Below are 19,771 nucleotides of genomic sequence, written 5' to 3' on the forward strand. Positions count from 1 at the left end.
CGCGGTCAGTCCTCGCCCGCCTCGGGGCCGCCGGCGAGCTCGTAGCCGTCGGTGGCGTCCTGGGGCAGCGGGACCGCCCAGCGCAGCCGGGTGCCGGGCATGTCCGGGTGGTTGCCGTCGGCGTCCGGGCGCTTCGCCGGCCCGATCTCGAAGTGCCCGCCCGCCTCCTGGGCGCGCTGCTCGAGATTGCGCAGCCCGCTGCGGATCACGTGATTGGGAATGCCCCAGCCGTTGTCGGTGACCGCGATGGTCAGATCGTCGGCGACCTCGATGACGATCGCGACCGTGTCGGCGCCGGAGTGGCGGACCGCGTTGCTCACCGCCTCGCGCACCACCGCCTCGGCGTGGTCGGCCAGCTGCGGGTCCAGCACCGACAGGGGCCCCGAGACCTGGATCGTGGCGCGCAGCGCGATGTCGGCGGTCTGGCGCCGGATCGCCAGCTCGAGCCGCTGCTGCAGCCCCGCGCTGTGTTCGGGACCGCTGGCGTGCAGGTCGAAGATGGAGGTCCGGATCTCCTGCACCACCTCCTGCAGGTCCATGATCACCGTCGAGAGCCGTTGCCGCACTTCGGGAACCACGGCCTTGGGCAGGGTGGCCTGCACGGTGAGACCGATCGCGAACAGCCGCTGGATCACGTGGTCGTGCAGGTCGCGGGCGATGCGGTCGCGGTCGGCGACGATGTCGAGTTCGCGCATCCGGCGCTGCGCGTCGGCCAGCCGCACCGCCAGCGCGGCCTGATCGCAGAAGGCCGCGGTGAGCTCGAGCATCTCGTCGGAGTACGGTGCGAAACCGGGCGGGCGGATGGTCACCAGCACGCCGAGGGTGGCGTCGGGGGTACACAGCGGCAACACGAGAGCCGGTCCGGCGCCGGGAGATTCGGCGCCGCCGAACTCGACGCCCAGCGTCGCGGTCGACGCGTCGTCGAAGCGCAGGGGAGTGCGCCTGCTGAACGCGTCGCCGAGCGCGGTGCCCGCGATCGGCACGGTCTGCCAGTCCTGCCCGGCGTCGGGGCCGGTCCACTGGGTGATCACCAGTTCCGAGATCTCGGCGGGTGATTCGTCCGGCACCGGCACCGAGGCCAGGAACGCCTGGTGCGAGCCGGTGAGCCCGCGCGCGTGGTCGACCACGTGGGCCAGCACCCGATCGGATTCGGTGCCCGCCAGGAATTCGGTGGCGATGTCGCGGGTCGCCTCGATCCACGCCTGCCGGGTGCGCGCCTGTTCGTAGAGGCGCGCGTTGTCGACGGCGATCCCGGCCGCGGCGGCGAGCGCGAGGACGAGGACCTCGTCCTCCTCGGTGAAGGGCTGCCCGTCGGACTTCTCGGTGAGATACAGGCTGCCGAAGACCTTGTCCCGGATCCGCACCGGCACACCGAGAAACGTGTGCATCGGCGGGTGGCCGGCCGGGAAACCCACCGAGGACGCGTGTTCGGTGAGATCGTCGAGGCGCAGCGGCGCCTTCTGCGCGAACACCGCGCCGAGCACGCCGTGGCCCGCGGGTAATCGTTCGATCCGGTCCCGGATGTGTTCGGGCATGCCCTCGTCGATGAACTGCGAGACCTGTTGCCCGTGCCCGCGCACCGCCAGCGCGCCGTAGCGGGCGTCGACCAGGTTCATCGCGGTCCGCACGATCGTGCGCAGGGTGTCGTCGAGGTCGAGGCCCGCGGTGACGGTGAGCATGGCCTCGACCAGGCCGTCCATCCGGTCGCGCGAGCCGATCATCACCTCGACGCGGTCGGCCACTTCGCCCAGCAGAGCGCGCAAACGCTGTTGCGAGGCGGTCCGGCCCACCGAATAGCGGCCACTCCGACCGTCATTCGTCATCGCCGTCCATCCCCTCGCCGCGCCGCCCCGCCGTCCCCGCAGAGTCTAGTCCGCGCCCCGGTCCGCTGTTCGGTGACTTTCGGCCCTTCACGCACGCGAAGGGGAGTGGTGGCATAGGGCACCGGGAAAAGGGATCGAGAAGTGGGGCAAGAGATGAATTCGTTGTCGACCACCCAGCACTGGACGACCGCCGCGGACCCGGAGCTCGCGGTGACCACCCGCGGCGAGGTACCACCCCAGGACGTCACCAGGGCGGTCCGCGCCATCACCCGCGTGATGCGCAGGCACCATCTCGACAGCCCGGCCCGGGTGCGCGTCACCGCGCCGCAGGGCTCCGACGAGCCCACGCTGGTGCAGGCCAACATCCGGACCAACGACACCCTGACCCGCGTGCAGGTCACCGGTCCCGGCGGCTTCGCCGTCACCTTCGCCGCCGAGCGGCTCGACCGTCAGCTGGCCCGGCGCGCCGGCAAGGAGACGCGCGGCGCCTGGCCCGACCCGGCGCGTCGTCCGTTGGCCGAGGTCACCGAGACCCGCCCGATCATCCGCCGCAAGGACTGCGCCCTGATGACGGGCACGCCGCTGGAGGCGAGCACGGTCCTCGACGCCATGGACTACGACGCGTACCTGTTCACCGACGCCCAGACCGGCGAGGACGCGATCGTCACCTGGGCCGACCCGCACGGTGTGAGCCTGGCCAGGCAGCGTCACACCGCCGCCGTGGGCGGCGCCGCCGAGCTGCCGCTGACGGTCAGCGCGATGCCGGTGCGCGTGGTCCAGGACGCCGCGCCCGTCTACGCCGAGGACGAGGCCTCCGACGTGCTGTGCACCGCGGGCCTGCCCTACCTGTTCTTCACCGACGCGCACACCGGGCGCGGCAATCTGCTCTACCGCCGCTACGACGGTGATCTGACCATCGTGGTCCCCGCCTGAGCCCTCACGGTTCGCGCAGTTTGGTCGCCAGCACGGCGGCCTGGGTGCGCCGCTCCACGCCGAGCTTGGCCAGCAGCCGGGAGACGTAGTTCTTCACCGTCTTCTCGGCCAGGAACATCCTGGCCGCGATCTGCCGGTTGGTGAGTCCCTCGCCGAGTAACTCCAGCAGTCGGCGTTCCTGCTCGGTGAGCCCTGCCAGCGCGCCCGAGGGCTCGGTGCTGCGGCGCAGCCGGGCCCGCAGCGCGTCGGCGGCGCGGGTGTCGAGCAGCGAGTGCCCGGCGCCGACCTGCTTGATCGCGTCGGCGAGCTTCATGCCGTCGATGTTCTTCACCACATAGCCGCTGGCGCCGGCGAGGATCGCGTCGAGCATGGCGTGCTCGTCGGAGAACGAGGTGAGGATCAGGCAGCGCAGGTCCTCGAACTCGGCCAGCAGGTTGCGGCACAGTTCGATGCCGTTGCCGTCGGGCAGGCGCACGTCCAGGACGGCGACATCGGGTCTGGCCTCGCGAATGCGCACCATCGCCTCGGCGACGCCGCCCGCCTGGCCGATCACCCTGAGTTCTGGATCACCTTCGAGCAGGTCGATCAGGCCGCGCCGGACGATCTCGTGGTCGTCGACCAGGAACACCTCGAGCACTTCGGCTCCTTCATCATGTCGATCGTTCCCGCCCCACGGTCCAACATAATCCGCGCATCGAAAGAGCGTGCGTGGACCGAGAACTCGCCCACGACGACCCGACCCGGAACCGGGTGGGCCGTCGCGGTCCGCCGTTACGGCCGTCCCGCCGACCGGGCGCCGTGGCGTCGCGGGCGAGGCAGTGGGCGACGGCTTCCGGCCGGAGGGGCGCGAGGCCCCGCGACTCGGTCAGCCGTTTCTGTCGGTGGGTCGGCCTAGCATGGCTGACGGGGGTTCATGTCCGGTCGGCGGATGACGATGGAGAAGGGATTCACCAGGTGGCGGAACGCCTCACTGTGCGCGGAGCTCGGGAACACAACCTCAAAGGTGTCGATCTCGATCTGCCGCGGGACAGCCTGATCGTGTTCACCGGGCTGTCCGGTTCGGGTAAGTCGAGTCTGGCGTTCGACACGATCTTCGCCGAGGGACAGCGCCGCTATGTCGAGTCGCTGTCGGCCTACGCGCGGCAGTTCCTCGGGCAGATGGACAAACCGGACGTCGACTTCATCGAGGGCCTCTCGCCGGCGGTGTCGATCGACCAGAAGTCGACCAACCGCAACCCGCGGTCCACGGTCGGCACCATCACCGAGGTCTACGACTACCTGCGCCTGCTCTACGCCCGCGCGGGCACGCCGCACTGCCCGGTCTGTGGCGAGCTGATCGCCAAGCAGACCCCGCAGCAGATCGTCGACCAGGTGCTGGCGATGGACGAGGGCCTGAAGTTCCAGGTGCTCGCGCCGGTCGTGCGCACCCGCAAGGGTGAGTTCGTCGACCTGTTCGACCAGCTCAAGACCCAGGGCTACTCGCGCGTGCGGGTCGACGGTGTGGTGTATCCGCTCACCGATCCGCCGAAGCTGAAGAAGCAGGAGAAGCACGACGTCGAGGTCGTGGTCGACCGGTTGGCGGTCAAACCCGCCTCCAAGCAGCGGCTCACCGACTCGATCGAGACGGCGCTGCGGCTGGCCGACGGCATCGTGGTGCTCGACTTCGTCGACCGCGACGAGCACGCGCACGACCGGGAGCGCCGCTTCTCCGAGCGGCTGGCCTGCCCGAACGGCCACCCGCTCGACATCGAGGACCTCGAGCCCCGCTCGTTCTCGTTCAACTCGCCCTACGGCGCCTGCCCCGACTGCACCGGCCTCGGCATCCGCAAGGAGGTCGATCCGGAGCTGGTGGTGCCCGATCCGGAGCTGAGCCTGGCCGACGGGGCGATCGCGCCGTGGTCGCGCGGGCAGACCGCCGAGTACTTCAACCGGCTGCTGTCGGGCCTGGCCGACGCGATCGGTTTCTCGATGGACACCCCGTGGCAGGACCTGCCCGCCAGGGCCCGCAAGGCGGTGCTCGAGGGCAGCTCCGACCAGGTGCACGTGTCCTACACCAACCGCTACGGCCGCAAGCGGTCCTACTACGCGGACTTCGAAGGCGTGATGCCGTTCCTGCACCGGCGCATGGACAACACCGAGTCCGAGCAGATGAAGGAGCACTACGACGGCTATATGCGCGACGTGCCGTGCCCGGTCTGCCACGGCGCCCGTCTGCGCCCGGAGATCCTGGCCGTCACGCTGGCCGCCGACGGCACCGACAAGTCGATCGCCGATGTCAGCGATCTGTCCATCGGCGAGTGCGCGCACTTCCTGAACTCGCTCACACTGGGGGAGCGCGAGGCCGCGATCGCCGGCCAGGTGCTCAAGGAGATCCAGGCGCGGCTGGGCTTCCTGCTCGATGTCGGCCTGGAGTATCTGACGCTCTCGCGCGCGGCGGCGACGCTGTCCGGTGGCGAGGCCCAGCGCATCCGGCTGGCCACCCAGATCGGGTCCGGCCTGGTCGGCGTCCTGTACGTGCTCGACGAGCCGTCGATCGGCCTGCACCAGCGCGACAACCGCAGGCTCATCGAGACGCTGCTGCGGCTGAAGAAGCTGGGTAACACGCTGATCGTGGTGGAACACGACGAGGACACCATCCGCGCCTCGGACTGGGTGGTCGACATCGGCCCGCTGGCGGGCGAGCACGGTGGCCGGGTCGTGCACAGCGGCCCGTACGCCGAGCTGCTCACCGAGCCTGAATCGCTCACCGGCGCTTACCTTTCCGGCCGCGAGCAGATCGAGGTGCCGATGGTGCGCCGCCCGATCGACAAGAAGCGCAAGCTCACCGTCGTCGGCGCCACCGAACACAATCTGCGCGGCATCGACGTGGCGTTCCCGCTCGGTGTTCTCACCGCGGTCACCGGGGTGTCGGGGTCGGGCAAGTCGACGCTGGTCAACGACATCCTGGCGACGGTGCTGGCGAACAAGCTCAACGGCGCCCGCCAGGTGCCGGGCAGGCACACCAGGATCAACGGCCTCGATCATCTGGACAAGCTGGTGCAGGTGGACCAGTCGCCGATCGGTCGCACCCCGCGCTCGAACCCGGCGACCTACACCGGCGTCTTCGACAAGATCCGCACCCTGTTCGCCTCGACCACCGAGGCGAAGGTGCGCGGCTACCAGCCGGGCCGGTTCTCCTTCAACGTCAAGGGCGGCCGCTGCGAGGCCTGCTCGGGTGACGGCACGCTCAAGATCGAGATGAACTTCCTGCCGGATGTGTACGTGCCGTGCGAGGTGTGCCACGGTGCCCGCTACAACCGGGAAACCCTCGAGGTGCACTACAAGGGCAAGACCATCGCCGAGGTGCTGGACATGCCGATCGACGAGGCCGCGGAGTTCTTCGAGCCGGTCACCTCGATCCACCGCTACCTCAAGACGCTCGTCGAGGTCGGCCTCGGCTATGTGCGCCTCGGGCAGAGCGCGCCGACACTGTCCGGCGGCGAGGCCCAGCGCGTGAAGCTGGCCGCCGAGCTGCAGAAGCGCTCGACCGGCCGCACGGTCTACATCCTCGACGAGCCGACCACCGGTCTGCACTTCGAGGACATCCGCAAGCTGCTCAAGGTGATCAACGGACTGGTCGACAAGGGCAACACGGTCATCGTCATCGAGCACAACCTCGATGTCATCAAGACCTCGGACTGGGTCGTCGACATGGGGCCGGAGGGCGGTTCCGGCGGTGGCACCGTGGTGGCCTCGGGCACCCCCGAGGACGTCGCGCAGGTGTCGGGCAGCTACACCGGGCAGTTCCTCAAGGAGGTCCTGGCCGCGCCCGCGCCCGTGCGCGCACCGGAGAAGAAGGCCGCCAAGAAGGCGCCGGCGGCGAAGAAGGCGCCGGCCGAGACCCCGGCGGCCAAGAAGCTGGCGCGAAAGGCGGCCGCGCTGCGCTGACGACCGCTACCCTCGCGAGCCGGGGACTTTCCGAAAACACGACAAAGTGAAACACGTCTGGGTAACATTCGCCTCGGCGCGATCGCGATGTCGTGCAGGTACGAAAGGAACGTCCCCATGGATGAAGCCACCACGGCGCTCATCGGCCAGATTCTGTCTTTCCTCAGTGGCGGGTCCTCGTTGGCCTACGAGCCCACCAAGCCGACCGCCTGACCGGCGGAATCGAAAGGAACCACTGAGAAATGGACACCGGTAGCGCGGCGTTGTTCGCCGCCATCGCCAATATGATCACCTCCGGCTCCGCGGTCTCGGTCACCCCCGGGCAGCCGCCGACCACCACCCCGCCGCCCGCGGTCTGAGAACACAGCCGCCACCGCGGCCCGTGAACGCGAAAGATCCGCCGACGCTTCCGGTCGGCGGATCTTTTCGTGTGCGGGGTCCGGGTGCGCTCAGTACACCGGGCCGGTGTACTTCTCGCCGGGGCCCGCGCCCGGCGCGTCCGGCACCGAGGACGCCTCGCGGAACGCGCGTTGCAGGGCCTGCAGGCCCTCGCGGATCGGGCCTGCGTGCGGTCCGAGATACTCGACCGACGCGGTGACCAGCCCGGCCAGCGCGGTGATCACCCGGCGGGCCTCGTCCAGATCGATGTGCTCCGCGGCGTGCGGGTCGTCGGCGGCGAGGCCGAGCTTCTCCGCTGCCGAACTCATCAGCATCACCGCGGCCCGGCTGATCACTTCGACCGCGGGGATGTCGGCCAGGTCGCGCACGGGGGGATCGAGCTCGTCAGTCATGGCGACAAGGCTATCGCCAGGCCGGTCGGGCCCGTCGGCACCGGGCCGATTCGGCGATAGCGGAATGCGATGCTAGACTTTCCGCTGACGACCGCCCCTGGTTGTGTCATGCACGGCTGGGGGCAGATAAGTGGAGCCCGACTCCCACCGTTACCGACGAGCGATCGTACTGGTCAACGGTCCCGGTCACCCGCCCGATGTGGCGGGTTTCCCGTGTGCCTGGCACGCGGGGGTCGACACCGAGCTCGTGAGGGCGTCGGATGTGGGCGATCGGTCGACTCGGGCCCCGTCGCGGAGAAATACCGCAACGGGGCTTTCGTGTTGAAACAGGGGTTGCAGTTATTGCGTGCGGTCGTTATGACGACACCGCTTGACCTAGGAGGCCCCATCAGCACTGAGACCCGCATCAACGATCGCATCCGTGTTCCCGAGGTTCGACTCATCGGACCCGGCGGCGAACAGGTTGGGATCGTGCGTGTTGAAGATGCACTTCGCGTCGCGCTCGAAGCCGATCTCGACCTGGTCGAGGTGGCACCCGATGCCCGTCCGCCGGTCTGCAAGATCATGGACTACGGCAAGTTCAAGTACGAGACGGCGCAGAAGGCGCGCGAGTCCCGGAAGAACCAGGTCCAGACCGTGATCAAGGAGCAGAAGCTCCGCCCGAAGATCGACGACCACGACTACGAGACCAAGAAGCGCAACGTCGTTCGCTTCCTCGAGGCCGGGTCGAAGGTCAAGGTCACGATCATGTTCCGCGGTCGTGAGCAGTCGCGACCCGAACTCGGTTTCCGGCTGCTGCAGCGTCTGGCCTCCGACGTCGCCGAACTCGGTTTCGTCGAGACCTCGGCCAAGCAGGACGGCCGCAACATGACCATGGTCCTCGCTCCCCACAAGGGCGCGAAGACGCGGGTGAAGGCCCAGCAGGAATCGGCGCCGGCGGCACGGCCGCTGCCGACCGGTCCCGCGAGCGCCGAACCGGCTGCGACGGCCGAGCCGAGCGCGCCTGCCGAGCAGGCGGCGTCGGCCGACCCGCAGTAACACCGATTTCAACGACTAGATAGAGGAATCCATGCCGAAGAACAAGACCCACAGCGGCGCCAAGAAGCGATTCAAGGTGACGGGCCGGGGCAAGCTGCTTCGCGAGCAGGCGAACCGTCGCCACCTCCTGGAGCACAAGTCCTCCCGCCGGACGCGTCGTCTGGAAGGCACGGAGTCCGTCGCCGACGTCGACGCCCCCCGCGTGAAGCGGCTGCTCGGTCTCGCCTGAGACCGTCGCATCCTGACGATTCCGCGGCCGGGATAACCGGACGCCGACAACTACCGAACTCGGGCGCCGCCGCGCCCCCAGATGATCAAGGACTGACACAGTGGCACGCGTCAAAAGGGCCGTCAACGCTCAGAAGAAGCGCCGTTCCATCCTCGAGGCCTCCAAGGGCTACCGGGGCCAGCGCTCGCGCCTGTACCGCAAGGCCAAGGAACAGCAGCTCCACTCGCTGACCTACGCCTACCGCGACCGCAAGGCGCGCAAGGGTGACTTCCGCAAGCTGTGGATCGCTCGTATCAACGCCGCCGCGCGTCTGAACGACATCACCTACAACCGCTTCATCCAGGGCCTCAAGGCCGCCGGTGTCGAGGTGGACCGCAAGATCCTCGCCGAGCTCGCCGTCTCCGACGCGGAGGCCTTCGCCGGCCTGGTCGCCGTCGCCAAGGCCGCGCTGCCCGCCGACGTCAACGCCCCGGCCTCGGCCGCCTGAGCTTGACGCCGCACAGCGATCTGTCGGAACGACCCGTGGACGCGCTCTCCGAGCGCAATCCGCGGGTCGTTTCCGCTGTCAAGCTCCAGCGCGCCGCGCAGCGCCGCAAGTCCGGCCGGTTCCTCGCCGAGGGCCCCAACGCCGTGACCGCCGCGCTCGAGACCGGTCGCGTGCGTGAGCTGTTCTACTCGCTGGCCGCCGCCGAGCGTGAGACCGCGCTGATCGCCGGCGCCGCCGCCGACGGCGTGCGGACCACCCTGGTCAGCGATCGCGCCGCCGAGCATCTCGGGGAGACCGTCACCGCACCCGGCCTGGTGGCGGTGTGCGACCTGGTCGACGTCGGTCTCGCCGACATCCTCGACCGCGGCCCGCGCATGCTGGCCGTGCCCGTCGAGATCGCCGAGCCGGGCAACGCGGGCACCCTCATCCGGGTCGCCGACGCGGTCGGCGCCGACGGCGTGGTGCTCGCCGGCGAGACCGTCGACCCGCACAACGGCAAATGCGTGCGCGCCAGCGCGGGCAGCCTGTTCCACGTGCCGATCGCCCGCGGCCGCGACATCGACGCGACCCTCGACGCGATCTCCGCGTCGGGTGTGACGATCCTGGCCACCGCCGCGAACGGCGAGGTCGACCTGGACGCGGCTGACGACATCCTCGCCGGCCCGGTGGCCTGGCTCTTCGGCAACGAGGCGCACGGCCTCGACCCGGCCGTCGCCGCCCGCGCCGATCACCGCGTGCGGATTCCCATCCACGGCCGCGCCGAAAGCCTGAATCTGGCCGCCGCCGCGGCGATCTGCCTCTACGCGAGCGCGCGCGTCCAGCACGCGCGCTAGGCCGCCTCAGCAGCGCGGGTCGACGTCGTCGCGCAGGTCCTCGAGAATTTCGGTGGCCCAGGGGAGCGGGATGGCGTCGGCGCCGGCGACCTGCATGGCGGTCATGATCGTGAGCAGCATGCCGGTGGCGACGAAGCGGCGGGCCTCGGCCGCGTCGGCGCCGGTGAGCTCGCGGATGAGCAGATAGATGCGCCCGAATCGTTCCCGCATGTGTTCGCCGATCGCGGGATCGGCGCTCGCGGCGGCGCCGTGCAGCATGTTGAGCGGGAGCTCGCGCTCGTCGAGGAAGATCTCGTAGGCCTTGCCGAGCGCGACCAGCGCCTCGTCCGGGTCGGCATCCGGCGCGATCTCCGCGCTGCGGAACACCTCTTCGATGCGGCCGCACACCCGATGCAGGACCTCGACGAACAGCTGCTGTTTGCTGCCGAACAGGCGGATCACATAGGGCTGCGAGACCCCGGCCCGGCGCGCGATGTCGTCGGTCTTCGTCGCGGCGTATCCGGATTCGGCGAACGCCTGGACCGCAGCGTCGAGTACCTGGGCGCTGCGTTGCGCCGCTGTCATCCGGGTCCGCGTCGTGCCGGCCATCCGGTGGCCACCTCCTCGTCGGCGATTGTCCTCTTGACATGTTATCAGCCGATGCATAACTATGAATCGTAGTTATCAGTGAATAACAACTCAGAGGTTCCAGCATGACGCAAACACTCGATCCCGGTGGCACCGCCACCGCCGCTACGCCGCCGGAGACGGGCGCGAAGGCCAAGCCGATCGGGGCGGTCGTCGCCGCGGTGGCCGTGCCGATGTTCATGGTCACGCTCGACAACCTGGTGATCACCAACGCATTGCCGGTCATCAAGACCGAGCTGGGCGCGTCGCTGTCGGACCTGCAGTGGTTCGTCAACGCCTACACGCTGTCGTTCGCGTCGCTGCTGCTGACGGCCTCGGCGCTCGGTGACCGGATCGGCCGCCGTCGCGTGTTCCTCGCCGGCATCGCGCTGTTCGTCGTCGCGTCGGCGGCCTGTGCGCTGGCCACCGACCCGTGGATGCTCATCGCGGCACGCGCCATCCAGGGCGCGGGCGGCGCGGCGGTGATGCCGCTGTCGCTGACACTGCTCGCGGCCGCGGTGCCCGAGCGGATGCGCAGCGCGGCGATCGGCATCTGGGGCGGCATCGCCGGTCTCGGTGTCGCGGTCGGCCCGGTGGTGGGCGGCGCGGTCGTCGAGGGCCTGAACTGGCAGTGGATCTTCTGGCTCAACGTCCCCGTCGGCCTGCTGGCGCTGCCCTTCGCCGCGCGCATGCTGACCGAATCGTTCGGCGCGGCCCGGCGGCTCGACCTGGTCGGGCTGGTGCTCTCGGCCGGTGGGGTGCTGGCGCTGGTGTGGGGTGTCATCCACGGCGCCGACGACGGCTGGACCTCCACCCCGGTGCTCACCGCGCTGATCGGCGGCGGCGCGCTGCTCGTCGCGTTCGTCGGCTGGGAGCGACGCGTCACCGACCCGATGCTCCCGTTGCGCATGTTCGCCTCGCGGGGGCTGAGCCTGAGCTATGTGGTGTCGTTCGGGTTCTCGGCTGGCGTGTTCGGCGCGATCTTCCTGCTCGCGCAGTTCTTCCAGGTGGTGCAGGGGTATTCACCGCTGGAGAGCGGCGTGCGGACCCTGCCGTGGACGCTGGTGCCGATGGTCGTCGCGCCGCTGGCCGGTCTGGTCGTCGACCGGGTCGGTGCGCGGGTGCTGATCGCCACCGGTCAGGTCTGCCTCGCGGTCGCCCTCGGCTGGATGGCGCTGATCATCACCGTCGACGTGCCGTATATCGGTTTCGTCGCGCCCTTCGTCCTCGGCGGCATCGGCATGGGTCTCACCTTCGCCCCGTCCTCGACGATCGTGATGGCCAGCGCCGCCCCCGCCGACCAGGGCATGGCCTCGGGCATCAACAGCACCGTCCGCGAAGTCGGCGTCGCGATGGGCATCGCCGTCCTGGCCTCGGTCTTCGCCTCCCACGGCGCCTACACCGACCCCCAGTCCTTCGTCGACGGTCTCGTCCCCGCGGTCTGGGTCGGCGCCGTCCTGGTCGCCGCCGCGGCCGTCGTCGCGGCCTTCCTCCCCGGCCGCCTCCCACAATCCACCTGACCCGGCCCCGACGGCCCGCGCGCACCCCGCCCGCGGGCCGCCGTCGTGTCCCGGCCCTCGCCGAGTCCCCAGCTCAGTCGGTGCTCTCGGGGCTCGTCGTCGTGCCCGCTTCGGGGAGTTCGTCGCCCGGGGTGGCCGGCGGGTTCGGGCACAGGCCCGCGGCGCGGGGGTACGGGCGCGGGCGGCGGGGGTGGATGCCGAGGCCGCAGAGGGCGAGGCCGCTGCCAGGGGTGGTGCGGCGGGTGCGGCGGCCCCGCGGTGAGGGGGAATCGCAAGTCTGTTCCGGCATCGAGTCGTCCTGTTCTCGAGTCGAACACGCTGATGTGTTTGCACGGTTGGACGGGCGGACAATCCATTCGGTTCCCTCGAATTCCGAAGTCGGGGTCCGGCGCTCCGAAATCGGCCGTGACCTGGACTTGTGAGTCCTCGTCACGACTGCCTGCCGTGCCCCTCGGCGACCCACCGGTAATCCGGATGAACCGCGCCGACCCCATCCCATAGGATTTGTGCAGCACCGATACGGGTAGGCAATGACGCACCCGTGAACCGATCCCCAGGGGAGAGTCGAACGATCGTGGCCGACGACAACAGTGGAGTCGAGCAGAACGCCTCGCTGACCGAGGAGGCACTCGCGGCGGCGGCAGCGGAGGCCGAGAAGGCGTTCGCCGCGGCCGCTGATCTGGATGCGCTCGCGGTCGCCAAGACCGAATACATCGGCGGCAAGTCGCCGATCGCGCTCGCGCAGCGTGGCCTGGGGGCGCTGCCCAAGGAGGAGAAGGCCGAGGCGGGCAAGCGGGTCAACGTCGCCCGCAAGCGCGTCTCCGACGCCTTCGAGGCCCGGCGCGCCGCGTTGCTCGCGGAGCGCGACCAGGCGGTGCTGGTGGCGGAGAAGATCGACGTCACCCTGCCCGCGCGGCGCCAGGCGGTCGGCGCGCGCCACCCCATCACCGTGATCTCCGAGGAGATCGCCGACGTGTTCGTCGGCATGGGCTGGGAGGTGGCCGAGGGCCCCGAGGTCGAGACCGAGCACTTCAACTTCGACGCGCTGAACTTCCTGCCCGACCACCCGGCGCGCACCATGCAGGACACCTTCCACATCGCCCCGGAGGGTTCGCGCCAGGTGCTGCGCACGCACACCTCCCCGGTGCAGGTGCGCTCCATGCTGGAGCGGGAACTGCCGATCTACGTCGTGTGCCCGGGCCGCACGTTCCGCACCGACGAACTCGACGCCACCCACACCCCGGTGTTCTCCCAGGTGGAGGGTCTGGCGATCGACAAGGGCCTGACCATGGCCCACCTGCGCGGCACCCTGGACGCGTTCGCGCGCGCCCTGTTCGGCCCCGACACCCGAACCCGCATGCGCCCCAACTACTTCCCGTTCACCGAACCCTCGGCCGAGGTCGACGTGTGGTTCCCGGACAAGAAGGGCGGCGCGGGCTGGGTCGAGTGGGGCGGCTGCGGCATGGTCAACCCGAAGGTCCTGATCGCCAGCGGTATCGATCCCGAGGTGTACTCCGGGTTCGCGTTCGGCATGGGCATGGAGCGCACGCTGCAGTTCCGCAACGGCATCCCCGACATGCGCGACATCGTCGAGGGTGACGTGCGGTTCACCCTGCCCTTCGGTATCCGGTCCTGAGAGAGAGCGAAAAGTCACGTGCGAGTAGCGCAGTCCTGGCTGACCGAGATCCTGCAGCGCACCACCCCGGAATGGTCGGTGTCCGCCGAAGAGCTCGACGCCGGTTTCGTCCGTGTCGGCCTGGAGGTCGAGGAGGTCGACAAGCTCGAGCCGATCGGCGGTGACATCGACAAGCCGCTGGTCGTCGGCCGCGTCGCCGAGATCACCGAACTCACCGAGTTCAAGAAGCCGATCCGCTTCTGCAAGGTCGATGTCGGCAACCCCGAGCTGCAGGAGATCGTGTGCGGCGCCCGCAATTTCGCGGTCGGCGACCTCGTGGTGGTCGTGCTCCCCGGCGGCGTGCTGCCCGGTGGATTCACGATCTCGTCGCGCAAGACCTACGGGCACACCTCCAACGGCATGATCTGCTCGGTCGCCGAACTCGGCATCGGCAAGGATCACGACGGCATCCTGGTGCTCGAGCCCGGCTCGGCGGAGCCCGGTGACGACGCGAACGTGCTGCTGGGCACCGACGACACCATCATCGAGCTCAACATCACCCCCGACCGCGGCTACTGCTTCTCGGTGCGCGGCCTGGCCCGCGAACTGGCCTGCGGCTTCGACCTCGAATACGCCGACCCCGCCGTGCGCACCCTGCCCGACGGGGACGCCGAGGCGTGGCCGGTGCGGCTCGAGGCCGACTCGGAGTGCACCCGCTTCGGCGCGCGCCGCGTCACCGGCATCGACCCGAACGCGGTGAGCCCGCTGTGGCTGCAGCGCAGGCTGATGCTGTCGGGCATGCGCCCGATCTCCCCGGCCGTCGACGTCACCAACTACGTGATGCTCGAACTGGGGCAGCCGCTGCACGCCTTCGACGCCGCGAAGCTCAACGGCGCCTTGGTCGTTCGCTCGGCGCACAAGGGCGAGACCCTGCGCACGCTCGACGACACCGAGCGCACGCTCGACGCCGAGGACGTGGTGATCGCCGACGACTCCGGTGTCATCTCCCTCGCCGGCGTCATGGGTGGCGCCGGCACCGAGGTCGGCGCCGACACCACCGACGTGGTGCTCGAGGCCGCGACCTGGAATCCGTTGCGGGTGTACCGCACCGCGCGCAGGCACAAGCTGGTCTCGGAGGCGGGCAAGCGCTACGAGCGCGTCGTCGATCCGGAGATCAACATCGTCGCCCTCGACCGCGCGGCCACCCTGCTGGCCGAGATCACCGGCGGCACCATCGAATCCACGCTCACCGACGTGCGCGTGCCGCTGGAGCCGGTGGCGCCGATCGCGATGGACATCGACCTGCCCGACCGCGTCGCCGGCGTCACCTACCCGGCGGGCACCGCCGTGCGCAGGCTCGCCCAGATCGGCGCCGCGGTGGAGATCGAGGTCAACGACGCGGGCAGGACCCAGCTGCTGGTGACCCCGCCGAGCTGGCGGCCCGACCTGGCCCAGCCCGCCGACCTGGTCGAGGAGGTGCTGCGGCTGGAGGGGCTCGAGCAGATCCCGTCGGTGCTGCCGTCCGCGCCCGCCGGTCGTGGGCTCACCGCGTCGCAGCGGCGGCGTCGCGCGGTGAGCCGCGCGCTGGCCTTCGCCGGTGGCGTCGAGGTGCCGGCGCCGGTGTTCCTGCCCGCCGGGGTGTTCGACGTGTGGGGCCTGGACGCCGACGATCCGCGCCGCACCACCACCCGCGTGCTCAACCCGCTCGACGCCGAACGGCCCGAGCTGGCGACCACACTGCTGCCCGGTCTGCTGGAAGTGGCCGCCCGCAACATCTCCCGCGGCGCTCGCGACCTCACGATCTACGGCATCGCGCAGGTCGTGCGGCCTGGTGAGCGGACCCACGCCGTCGAGGCGCTGCCGGTGGACCGACGGCCCACCGACGAGCAGATCGCCGAGCTCAACGCCTCGCTGCCCGCGCAGCCGGTGCACGTGGCCGCGGTGCTCAGCGGCAAGCGGGACCCGCGCGGTCCGTGGGGTCCCGGCCGTCAGGCCGAGGCCGCCGACGCGTTCGCGCTCGTGGACGAGGTCGCCGACGCGGCAGGCGTCACCATCGAACGCCGGGCCGCCGCCTACCTGCCGTGGCATCCGGGACGTTGCGCCGAGCTGGTCGTCGACGGTGTCGTGGTCGGCCATGCCGGCGAGCTGCATCCGGCCGTGCTGGAGCGGGCGGGCCTGCCGCCGCGCACCTGCGCGCTCGAGCTCGATCTCGACGCGTTGCCGCTGGTCGCGGCCCGTCCCGCGCCCATCGTGTCGGCGTTCCCCGCCGTGCTGCAGGACGTGTCGATCAGTGTCGAGAAGGCGGTGCCCGCCGCGAGCGTCGAGTCGGCGCTGCGCAGCGGCGGCGGCGAGCTGCTCGAGGACATCGCCCTGTTCGACGTCTACGAGGGCGCCCAGGCGGGTGAGGGACGCAAGTCGCTCACCTACGCGCTGCGTTTCCGGGCGCCCGACCGGACCCTCACCGAGGACGAGGCCAGTGCCGCGCGCGACGCGGCGGTCGCCTCCGCCTCCTCGGCGGTCGGCGCGGAATTGCGCGGATAGCCCGGTCCGACACCAGCTTTCGAGGCCCGCCCGATTCCTCGGGCGGGCCTCGTCGCGTCGAGGTCAGCTCGCGCGGCGTGCGGGGAGCGGGATCCGGTCGAGGTCGTGGGCCAGGACCGCGCCGGGGAATCCGGCCTGTTCGAGGAACAGCGGGTCGTCGGACTCGCCGTAACGCTCGGAGAAATGGGTCAGGACAAGGGTTTTCACGCCGCAGGCGCGGGCCACTTCGCCCGCCTGCCTGGCCGTCAGGTGGCCGCGTTCGGTGGCCTGGTTTAGTTCGGAGTCGAGGTAGGTGGACTCGATGATGAGCATGTCGACGCCGTCGGCGAGGGCGAAGACGTTGTCGCACAGGCGCGTGTCCATGATGAACGCCACCTTCTGGCCCGGTCGCGGCACCGTGCATTCCTCGAGCAGCGGGCCCGTCAACTCGCGGACGGCCGCGCCCGAGATGCCGTGCGCGCGCAGACGTTCCGGCAGGAAGGTGCGGCCGTCGGGCTCGGCGACGCGGTAGCCGTAGGTGGGGATGCTGTGGTCGAGCGGGCGGGCGGTGACGGTGAAGCCGTCACCCGGCAGGGTCGCGCCGGGGCCGCTGACCGGATGCTCGACGATGGTCGCCGAGCCGTAGTAGCTGGTCGCGTACCGCAACCGCGTCCAGTACTCGGCGCCCTCGGCGGGGAAGACGGCGTGCACGTCGTGCGGCACACCGTCGCGACCGAGCCGCTGCACGATGCCGGGCACGCCGAGCGAATGGTCGCCGTGGAAATGCGTGACGCACAGCCAGTGCAGTTCGGTCGCGGACGCCCCCGCGTGCGCCATCTGCCGCTGGGTGCCCTCGCCCGGGTCGAACAGGATCGCCTGACCGCCCCAGCGCAGCAGGTAGCCGTTGTGGTTGCGGCGGCGGGTCGGAACCGCCCCCGCCGTCCCCAGCACGATGAGTTCCCGCGTCGACATGAATCCCATCCTCGCCGGTCCCGCAAGCGCTGTCAGGTCCGTTTCGCCGCCGGGCTCACGCCGTCTCGCGTCGGCGCGGAACGAATCGCATCTGGATCAGCTGGTCGGGGCGGGGAGATGCGGCGGCTGCGCGAGATGCTCACGCGCATCATCGTGGACGCCGGTTCGAACCCGGACGCGGCGAACGCGGCGGTCATGCGGGGTGTAATGGTGGCGACGGGTTGGGTCGGGACGCGGGTCGGGGCTAGGTTGGCAGGTGTGTCGATGATGAAAGGCGCCAATCTCGCGGTGCCTGCCGCCGCGGTCCGCGTCGAAGTGGGCTGGCAGTCGGGGCCGGGAGCGCCCGACGCCGATGCCTCGGCCCTGCTGCTCGCCGGGGCGAAGGTGCGATCCGACGACGACTTCGTCTTCTACAACCAGCCGGTCCACCCGGCCGGCGCCGTACGGCACGAGGGAAAACAGCAGGGCCCCACCGTCGTCGACGTGCTGACGGTGCACCTGGCCCAGGTCGAAGCGCAGATCGAGACCATCGTGCTCGCGGCCTCCGCCGACGGCGGCACCTTCGGGCAGTTCCGCGGTCTCTACATCCGGGTGCTCGACGCGGCGACCGGCGCGGAGATCGCGCGCTTCGACAGCACCGGCGCCACCACCGAGACCGCGTTCGTCCTCGGTGAGCTGTACCGGCGCCAGGGCGCGTGGAAGTTCCGCGCGGTCGGGCAGGGGTACGACACCGGATTGGCCGGATTGGCAACAGATTTCGGTATCTCGGTCGACGACGCACCGGCGACTCCGCCGCCACCACCGACTCCGCCGCCCTACGTTCCCCCGCCGCTGCCGCACCAGCCCGCCACGCCACCGCCCGCCCAGCCGCAGCCGTACGCACCACAGCCGCAGCAGGCCGCCACACCGCCACCGCCGTACGCACCGCCGCAGCCGTACGCACCGCCACCGCCCGCACCGTCGCAGCCGTACGCACCGCCGTCGGCTCCGCCCCAGCAGTTCGCGCCGCCGCCGCATCAGCCTGCCGTCCCACCGCAGCAGTTCGCCGCGCCGCCGCAGGGACAACCGGTGAACCCGGCCAAGGTCTCGCTCACCAAGGAAGCACCGTCGGTCTCGCTCACCAAGCACGGCGCGACCGGCGGCGTCATGCGGGTGAATCTCAACTGGACCTCGATGGCCGCGACCGGCCGCCTGTTCGGCAAGCTGCGCGGCAAGAACATCGACCTCGACCTGTGCTGCTTCTTCGAGCTGGTCAACGGCGCGATCGGGTCGGTGCGCGCGCTGGACCGGCGCTTCGGCGCGCTGTACGAACCGCCGTTCATCCACCTCGACCAGGACGACCGCACCGGCGCCAGCATCACCGGCGAGAACCTGTCGATCAACCTCGACTACACCCGGTTCTTCCGCCGCATCCTCGTCTTCGCCTCGATCTACGACGGTGCGAGCGACTTCCGCGGCGTGCACGCCACCGTCACCCTGCATCCGGTGAACTCCGCGCCGATCGAGATGACCCTCGACGGCTGCACCGACAATTCCCGCGACGCCGTCCTCGCGGTGCTCGAGAACGTCGACGGGGAGCTGGTGGTCCGGCGCGAGGGCGCCTTCGTGCGCCCGCCCGCGGGGCAGCCGGGCGGCGGCGTCATGGAGATCGCGCGGTTGTACCGGTGGGACTTCGGCTTCCAGGCGGGGCGGGGCAAATGATGCGTCATCCCGCCACCCGGGTGCTCAACGCGCTGGTCTATCACCCGGACAAGCACGTCGCCCAGACGCCCGCGGCGTTCGGGCTGAACCACCGCGAGCTCACCATGCGCACCGCCGACGGTGTCGACGTGCACGGCTGGTTCGTGCGCGCCGAGCGGCCGCGCGGGCACATCCTCTACGCGCACGGGAACGCGGGCACGATCGGCGACCGCGTCCCGATCATCGCCCTGCTCGTGGCGGCGGGGTTCGACGTGCTCGCCTTCGACTACCGCGGCTTCGGGCACAGCACGGGCATGCCCGAGGAGCGGGGCACCTACCTCGACGCCAGGGCCGCGCGCGCCGCGCTGCTCGACCAGTCCGGGGTCGACCCGGCCAAAGTGATCTATCTCGGCAAGTCCCTCGGCGGCGGCGTGCTGCTCGAGCTCGCCACCGAGCATCCGCCGGCGGGCATGCTGCTGATGTCGACGTTCAGCAGCATGCGCGCGGCCGCCCGCTCGGTCTACCCGTTCCTGCCGCCGCCGCTGATCCCGAACGCGTACCCGAGCCTGCGCCGCATCGCCGCGTTGCGGGTGCCGGTGCTGATGTTCCACGGCGACCGGGACGAACTGCTCCCGCTGCGCCACGCCGAGCGGCTGTTCGCCGCGGCGAGCGAGCCCAAGGAACTGGTCGTCGTGCCGGGTGCGGGCCACAACGACGTGATCGACGCGCTCGGTCCGGTCTGGCCGCGACGCATCGTCGAGTGGAGTGACGGGTTCCTGCGCTGACCTCGCGTGCGT

At 70.4% G+C, this 19,771-nt stretch carries 17 protein-coding genes; 11 read left to right on the forward strand and 6 right to left on the reverse strand.

What is annotated here, in order from left to right:
* Positions 1-5: 5 nt before the first annotated feature.
* Positions 6-1,823, reverse strand: coding sequence for a sensor histidine kinase (locus DFR69_RS26980; RefSeq protein ID WP_110040451.1), 1,818 nt, complete (start codon positions 1,821-1,823; stop codon positions 6-8).
* A gap of 153 nt (positions 1,824-1,976) precedes the next feature.
* On the opposite strand from DFR69_RS26980, the gene DFR69_RS26985 reads away from it, so the two are divergent.
* Positions 1,977-2,756 carry a sigma 54 modulation/S30EA ribosomal C-terminal domain-containing protein gene (locus DFR69_RS26985; RefSeq protein WP_110040452.1) on the forward strand — a complete coding sequence of 260 codons (780 nt, stop codon included), beginning with the start codon at positions 1,977-1,979 and terminating at the stop codon, positions 2,754-2,756.
* 4 nt (positions 2,757-2,760) lie between these two features.
* Here the strand turns inward: DFR69_RS26985 and DFR69_RS26990 are convergent, their stop codons facing one another.
* Entirely contained in the window at positions 2,761-3,393 is a 633-nt protein-coding gene (locus tag DFR69_RS26990; RefSeq protein WP_110040453.1) for a response regulator transcription factor, read from the reverse strand.
* 317 nt (positions 3,394-3,710) lie between these two features.
* Between DFR69_RS26990 and uvrA the strand changes: the two genes are divergently transcribed.
* Positions 3,711-6,683 carry an excinuclease ABC subunit UvrA gene (uvrA, locus tag DFR69_RS26995; RefSeq protein WP_110040454.1) on the forward strand — a complete coding sequence of 991 codons (2,973 nt, stop codon included), beginning with the start codon at positions 3,711-3,713 and terminating at the stop codon, positions 6,681-6,683.
* A 449-nt stretch (positions 6,684-7,132) separates the two neighbouring features.
* On the opposite strand, the gene DFR69_RS27005 is transcribed toward uvrA, so the two are convergent.
* A complete protein-coding gene (locus DFR69_RS27005) occupies positions 7,133-7,474 on the reverse strand; it encodes a DUF1844 domain-containing protein (RefSeq protein ID WP_110040456.1) in 342 nt (113 codons plus the stop codon).
* 357 nt (positions 7,475-7,831) lie between these two features.
* Between DFR69_RS27005 and infC the strand changes: the two genes are divergently transcribed.
* The 4 genes from infC to DFR69_RS27025 all read left to right on the forward strand — a co-directional run bounded on the left by infC (position 7,832) and on the right by DFR69_RS27025 (position 10,061).
* Positions 7,832-8,512: a translation initiation factor IF-3 gene (gene infC, locus DFR69_RS27010; RefSeq protein WP_110040457.1), complete on the forward strand. Its 681-nt coding sequence runs from the start codon at positions 7,832-7,834 to the stop codon at positions 8,510-8,512.
* 31 nt (positions 8,513-8,543) lie between these two features.
* Positions 8,544-8,741 (forward strand): 50S ribosomal protein L35, encoded by a 198-nt coding sequence (gene rpmI, locus DFR69_RS27015; RefSeq protein ID WP_067498539.1) that lies wholly within the window; start codon positions 8,544-8,546, stop codon positions 8,739-8,741.
* A 100-nt stretch (positions 8,742-8,841) separates the two neighbouring features.
* Positions 8,842-9,228, forward strand: coding sequence for a 50S ribosomal protein L20 (gene rplT / locus DFR69_RS27020; protein ID WP_067498536.1), 387 nt, complete (start codon positions 8,842-8,844; stop codon positions 9,226-9,228).
* 35 nt (positions 9,229-9,263) lie between these two features.
* Complete coding sequence (locus tag DFR69_RS27025) at positions 9,264-10,061, forward strand: TrmH family RNA methyltransferase (protein WP_110040551.1); 798 nt, start codon at positions 9,264-9,266, stop codon at positions 10,059-10,061.
* A gap of 6 nt (positions 10,062-10,067) precedes the next feature.
* Here the strand turns inward: DFR69_RS27025 and DFR69_RS27030 are convergent, their stop codons facing one another.
* Positions 10,068-10,649, reverse strand: a complete 582-nt coding sequence (locus DFR69_RS27030) for a TetR/AcrR family transcriptional regulator (protein ID WP_110040458.1) — start codon at positions 10,647-10,649, stop codon at positions 10,068-10,070.
* Between the two features lie 104 nt (positions 10,650-10,753).
* Here DFR69_RS27030 and DFR69_RS27035 point away from each other — a divergent pair, with 104 nt between their 5' ends.
* Positions 10,754-12,187: an MFS transporter gene (locus DFR69_RS27035; RefSeq protein ID WP_110040459.1), complete on the forward strand. Its 1,434-nt coding sequence runs from the start codon at positions 10,754-10,756 to the stop codon at positions 12,185-12,187.
* Between the two features lie 73 nt (positions 12,188-12,260).
* Here the strand turns inward: DFR69_RS27035 and DFR69_RS34205 are convergent, their stop codons facing one another.
* A complete protein-coding gene (locus DFR69_RS34205; RefSeq protein WP_146229433.1) occupies positions 12,261-12,476 on the reverse strand; it encodes a hypothetical protein in 216 nt (71 codons plus the stop codon).
* Between the two features lie 285 nt (positions 12,477-12,761).
* Here DFR69_RS34205 and pheS point away from each other — a divergent pair, with 285 nt between their 5' ends.
* Complete coding sequence (pheS, locus tag DFR69_RS27040; protein WP_110040460.1) at positions 12,762-13,823, forward strand: phenylalanine--tRNA ligase subunit alpha; 1,062 nt, start codon at positions 12,762-12,764, stop codon at positions 13,821-13,823.
* 18 nt (positions 13,824-13,841) lie between these two features.
* Positions 13,842-16,343: a phenylalanine--tRNA ligase subunit beta gene (pheT, locus tag DFR69_RS27045; RefSeq protein WP_110040461.1), complete on the forward strand. Its 2,502-nt coding sequence runs from the start codon at positions 13,842-13,844 to the stop codon at positions 16,341-16,343.
* A 63-nt stretch (positions 16,344-16,406) separates the two neighbouring features.
* Here pheT and DFR69_RS27050 read toward each other — a convergent pair whose 3' ends face one another.
* Positions 16,407-17,294: a ribonuclease Z gene (locus DFR69_RS27050; protein ID WP_110040552.1), complete on the reverse strand. Its 888-nt coding sequence runs from the start codon at positions 17,292-17,294 to the stop codon at positions 16,407-16,409.
* Positions 17,295-17,558: 264 nt separating this feature from the next.
* On the opposite strand from DFR69_RS27050, the gene DFR69_RS27055 reads away from it, so the two are divergent.
* Together DFR69_RS27055 and DFR69_RS27060 are read left to right on the forward strand one after the other, a co-directional pair.
* Positions 17,559-18,995 carry a TerD family protein gene (locus DFR69_RS27055; RefSeq protein WP_167456427.1) on the forward strand — a complete coding sequence of 479 codons (1,437 nt, stop codon included), beginning with the start codon at positions 17,559-17,561 and terminating at the stop codon, positions 18,993-18,995.
* Entirely contained in the window at positions 18,992-19,759 is a 768-nt protein-coding gene (locus tag DFR69_RS27060; protein WP_244198480.1) for an alpha/beta hydrolase, read from the forward strand. Before DFR69_RS27055 ends, DFR69_RS27060 begins: the two co-directional genes overlap by 4 nt.
* The last annotated feature ends 12 nt before the right edge of the window (positions 19,760-19,771 follow it).

This window comes from Nocardia neocaledoniensis (assembly GCF_003182135.1).
GTDB classification, from domain to species: Bacteria; Actinomycetota; Actinomycetes; order Mycobacteriales; family Mycobacteriaceae; genus Nocardia; species Nocardia neocaledoniensis.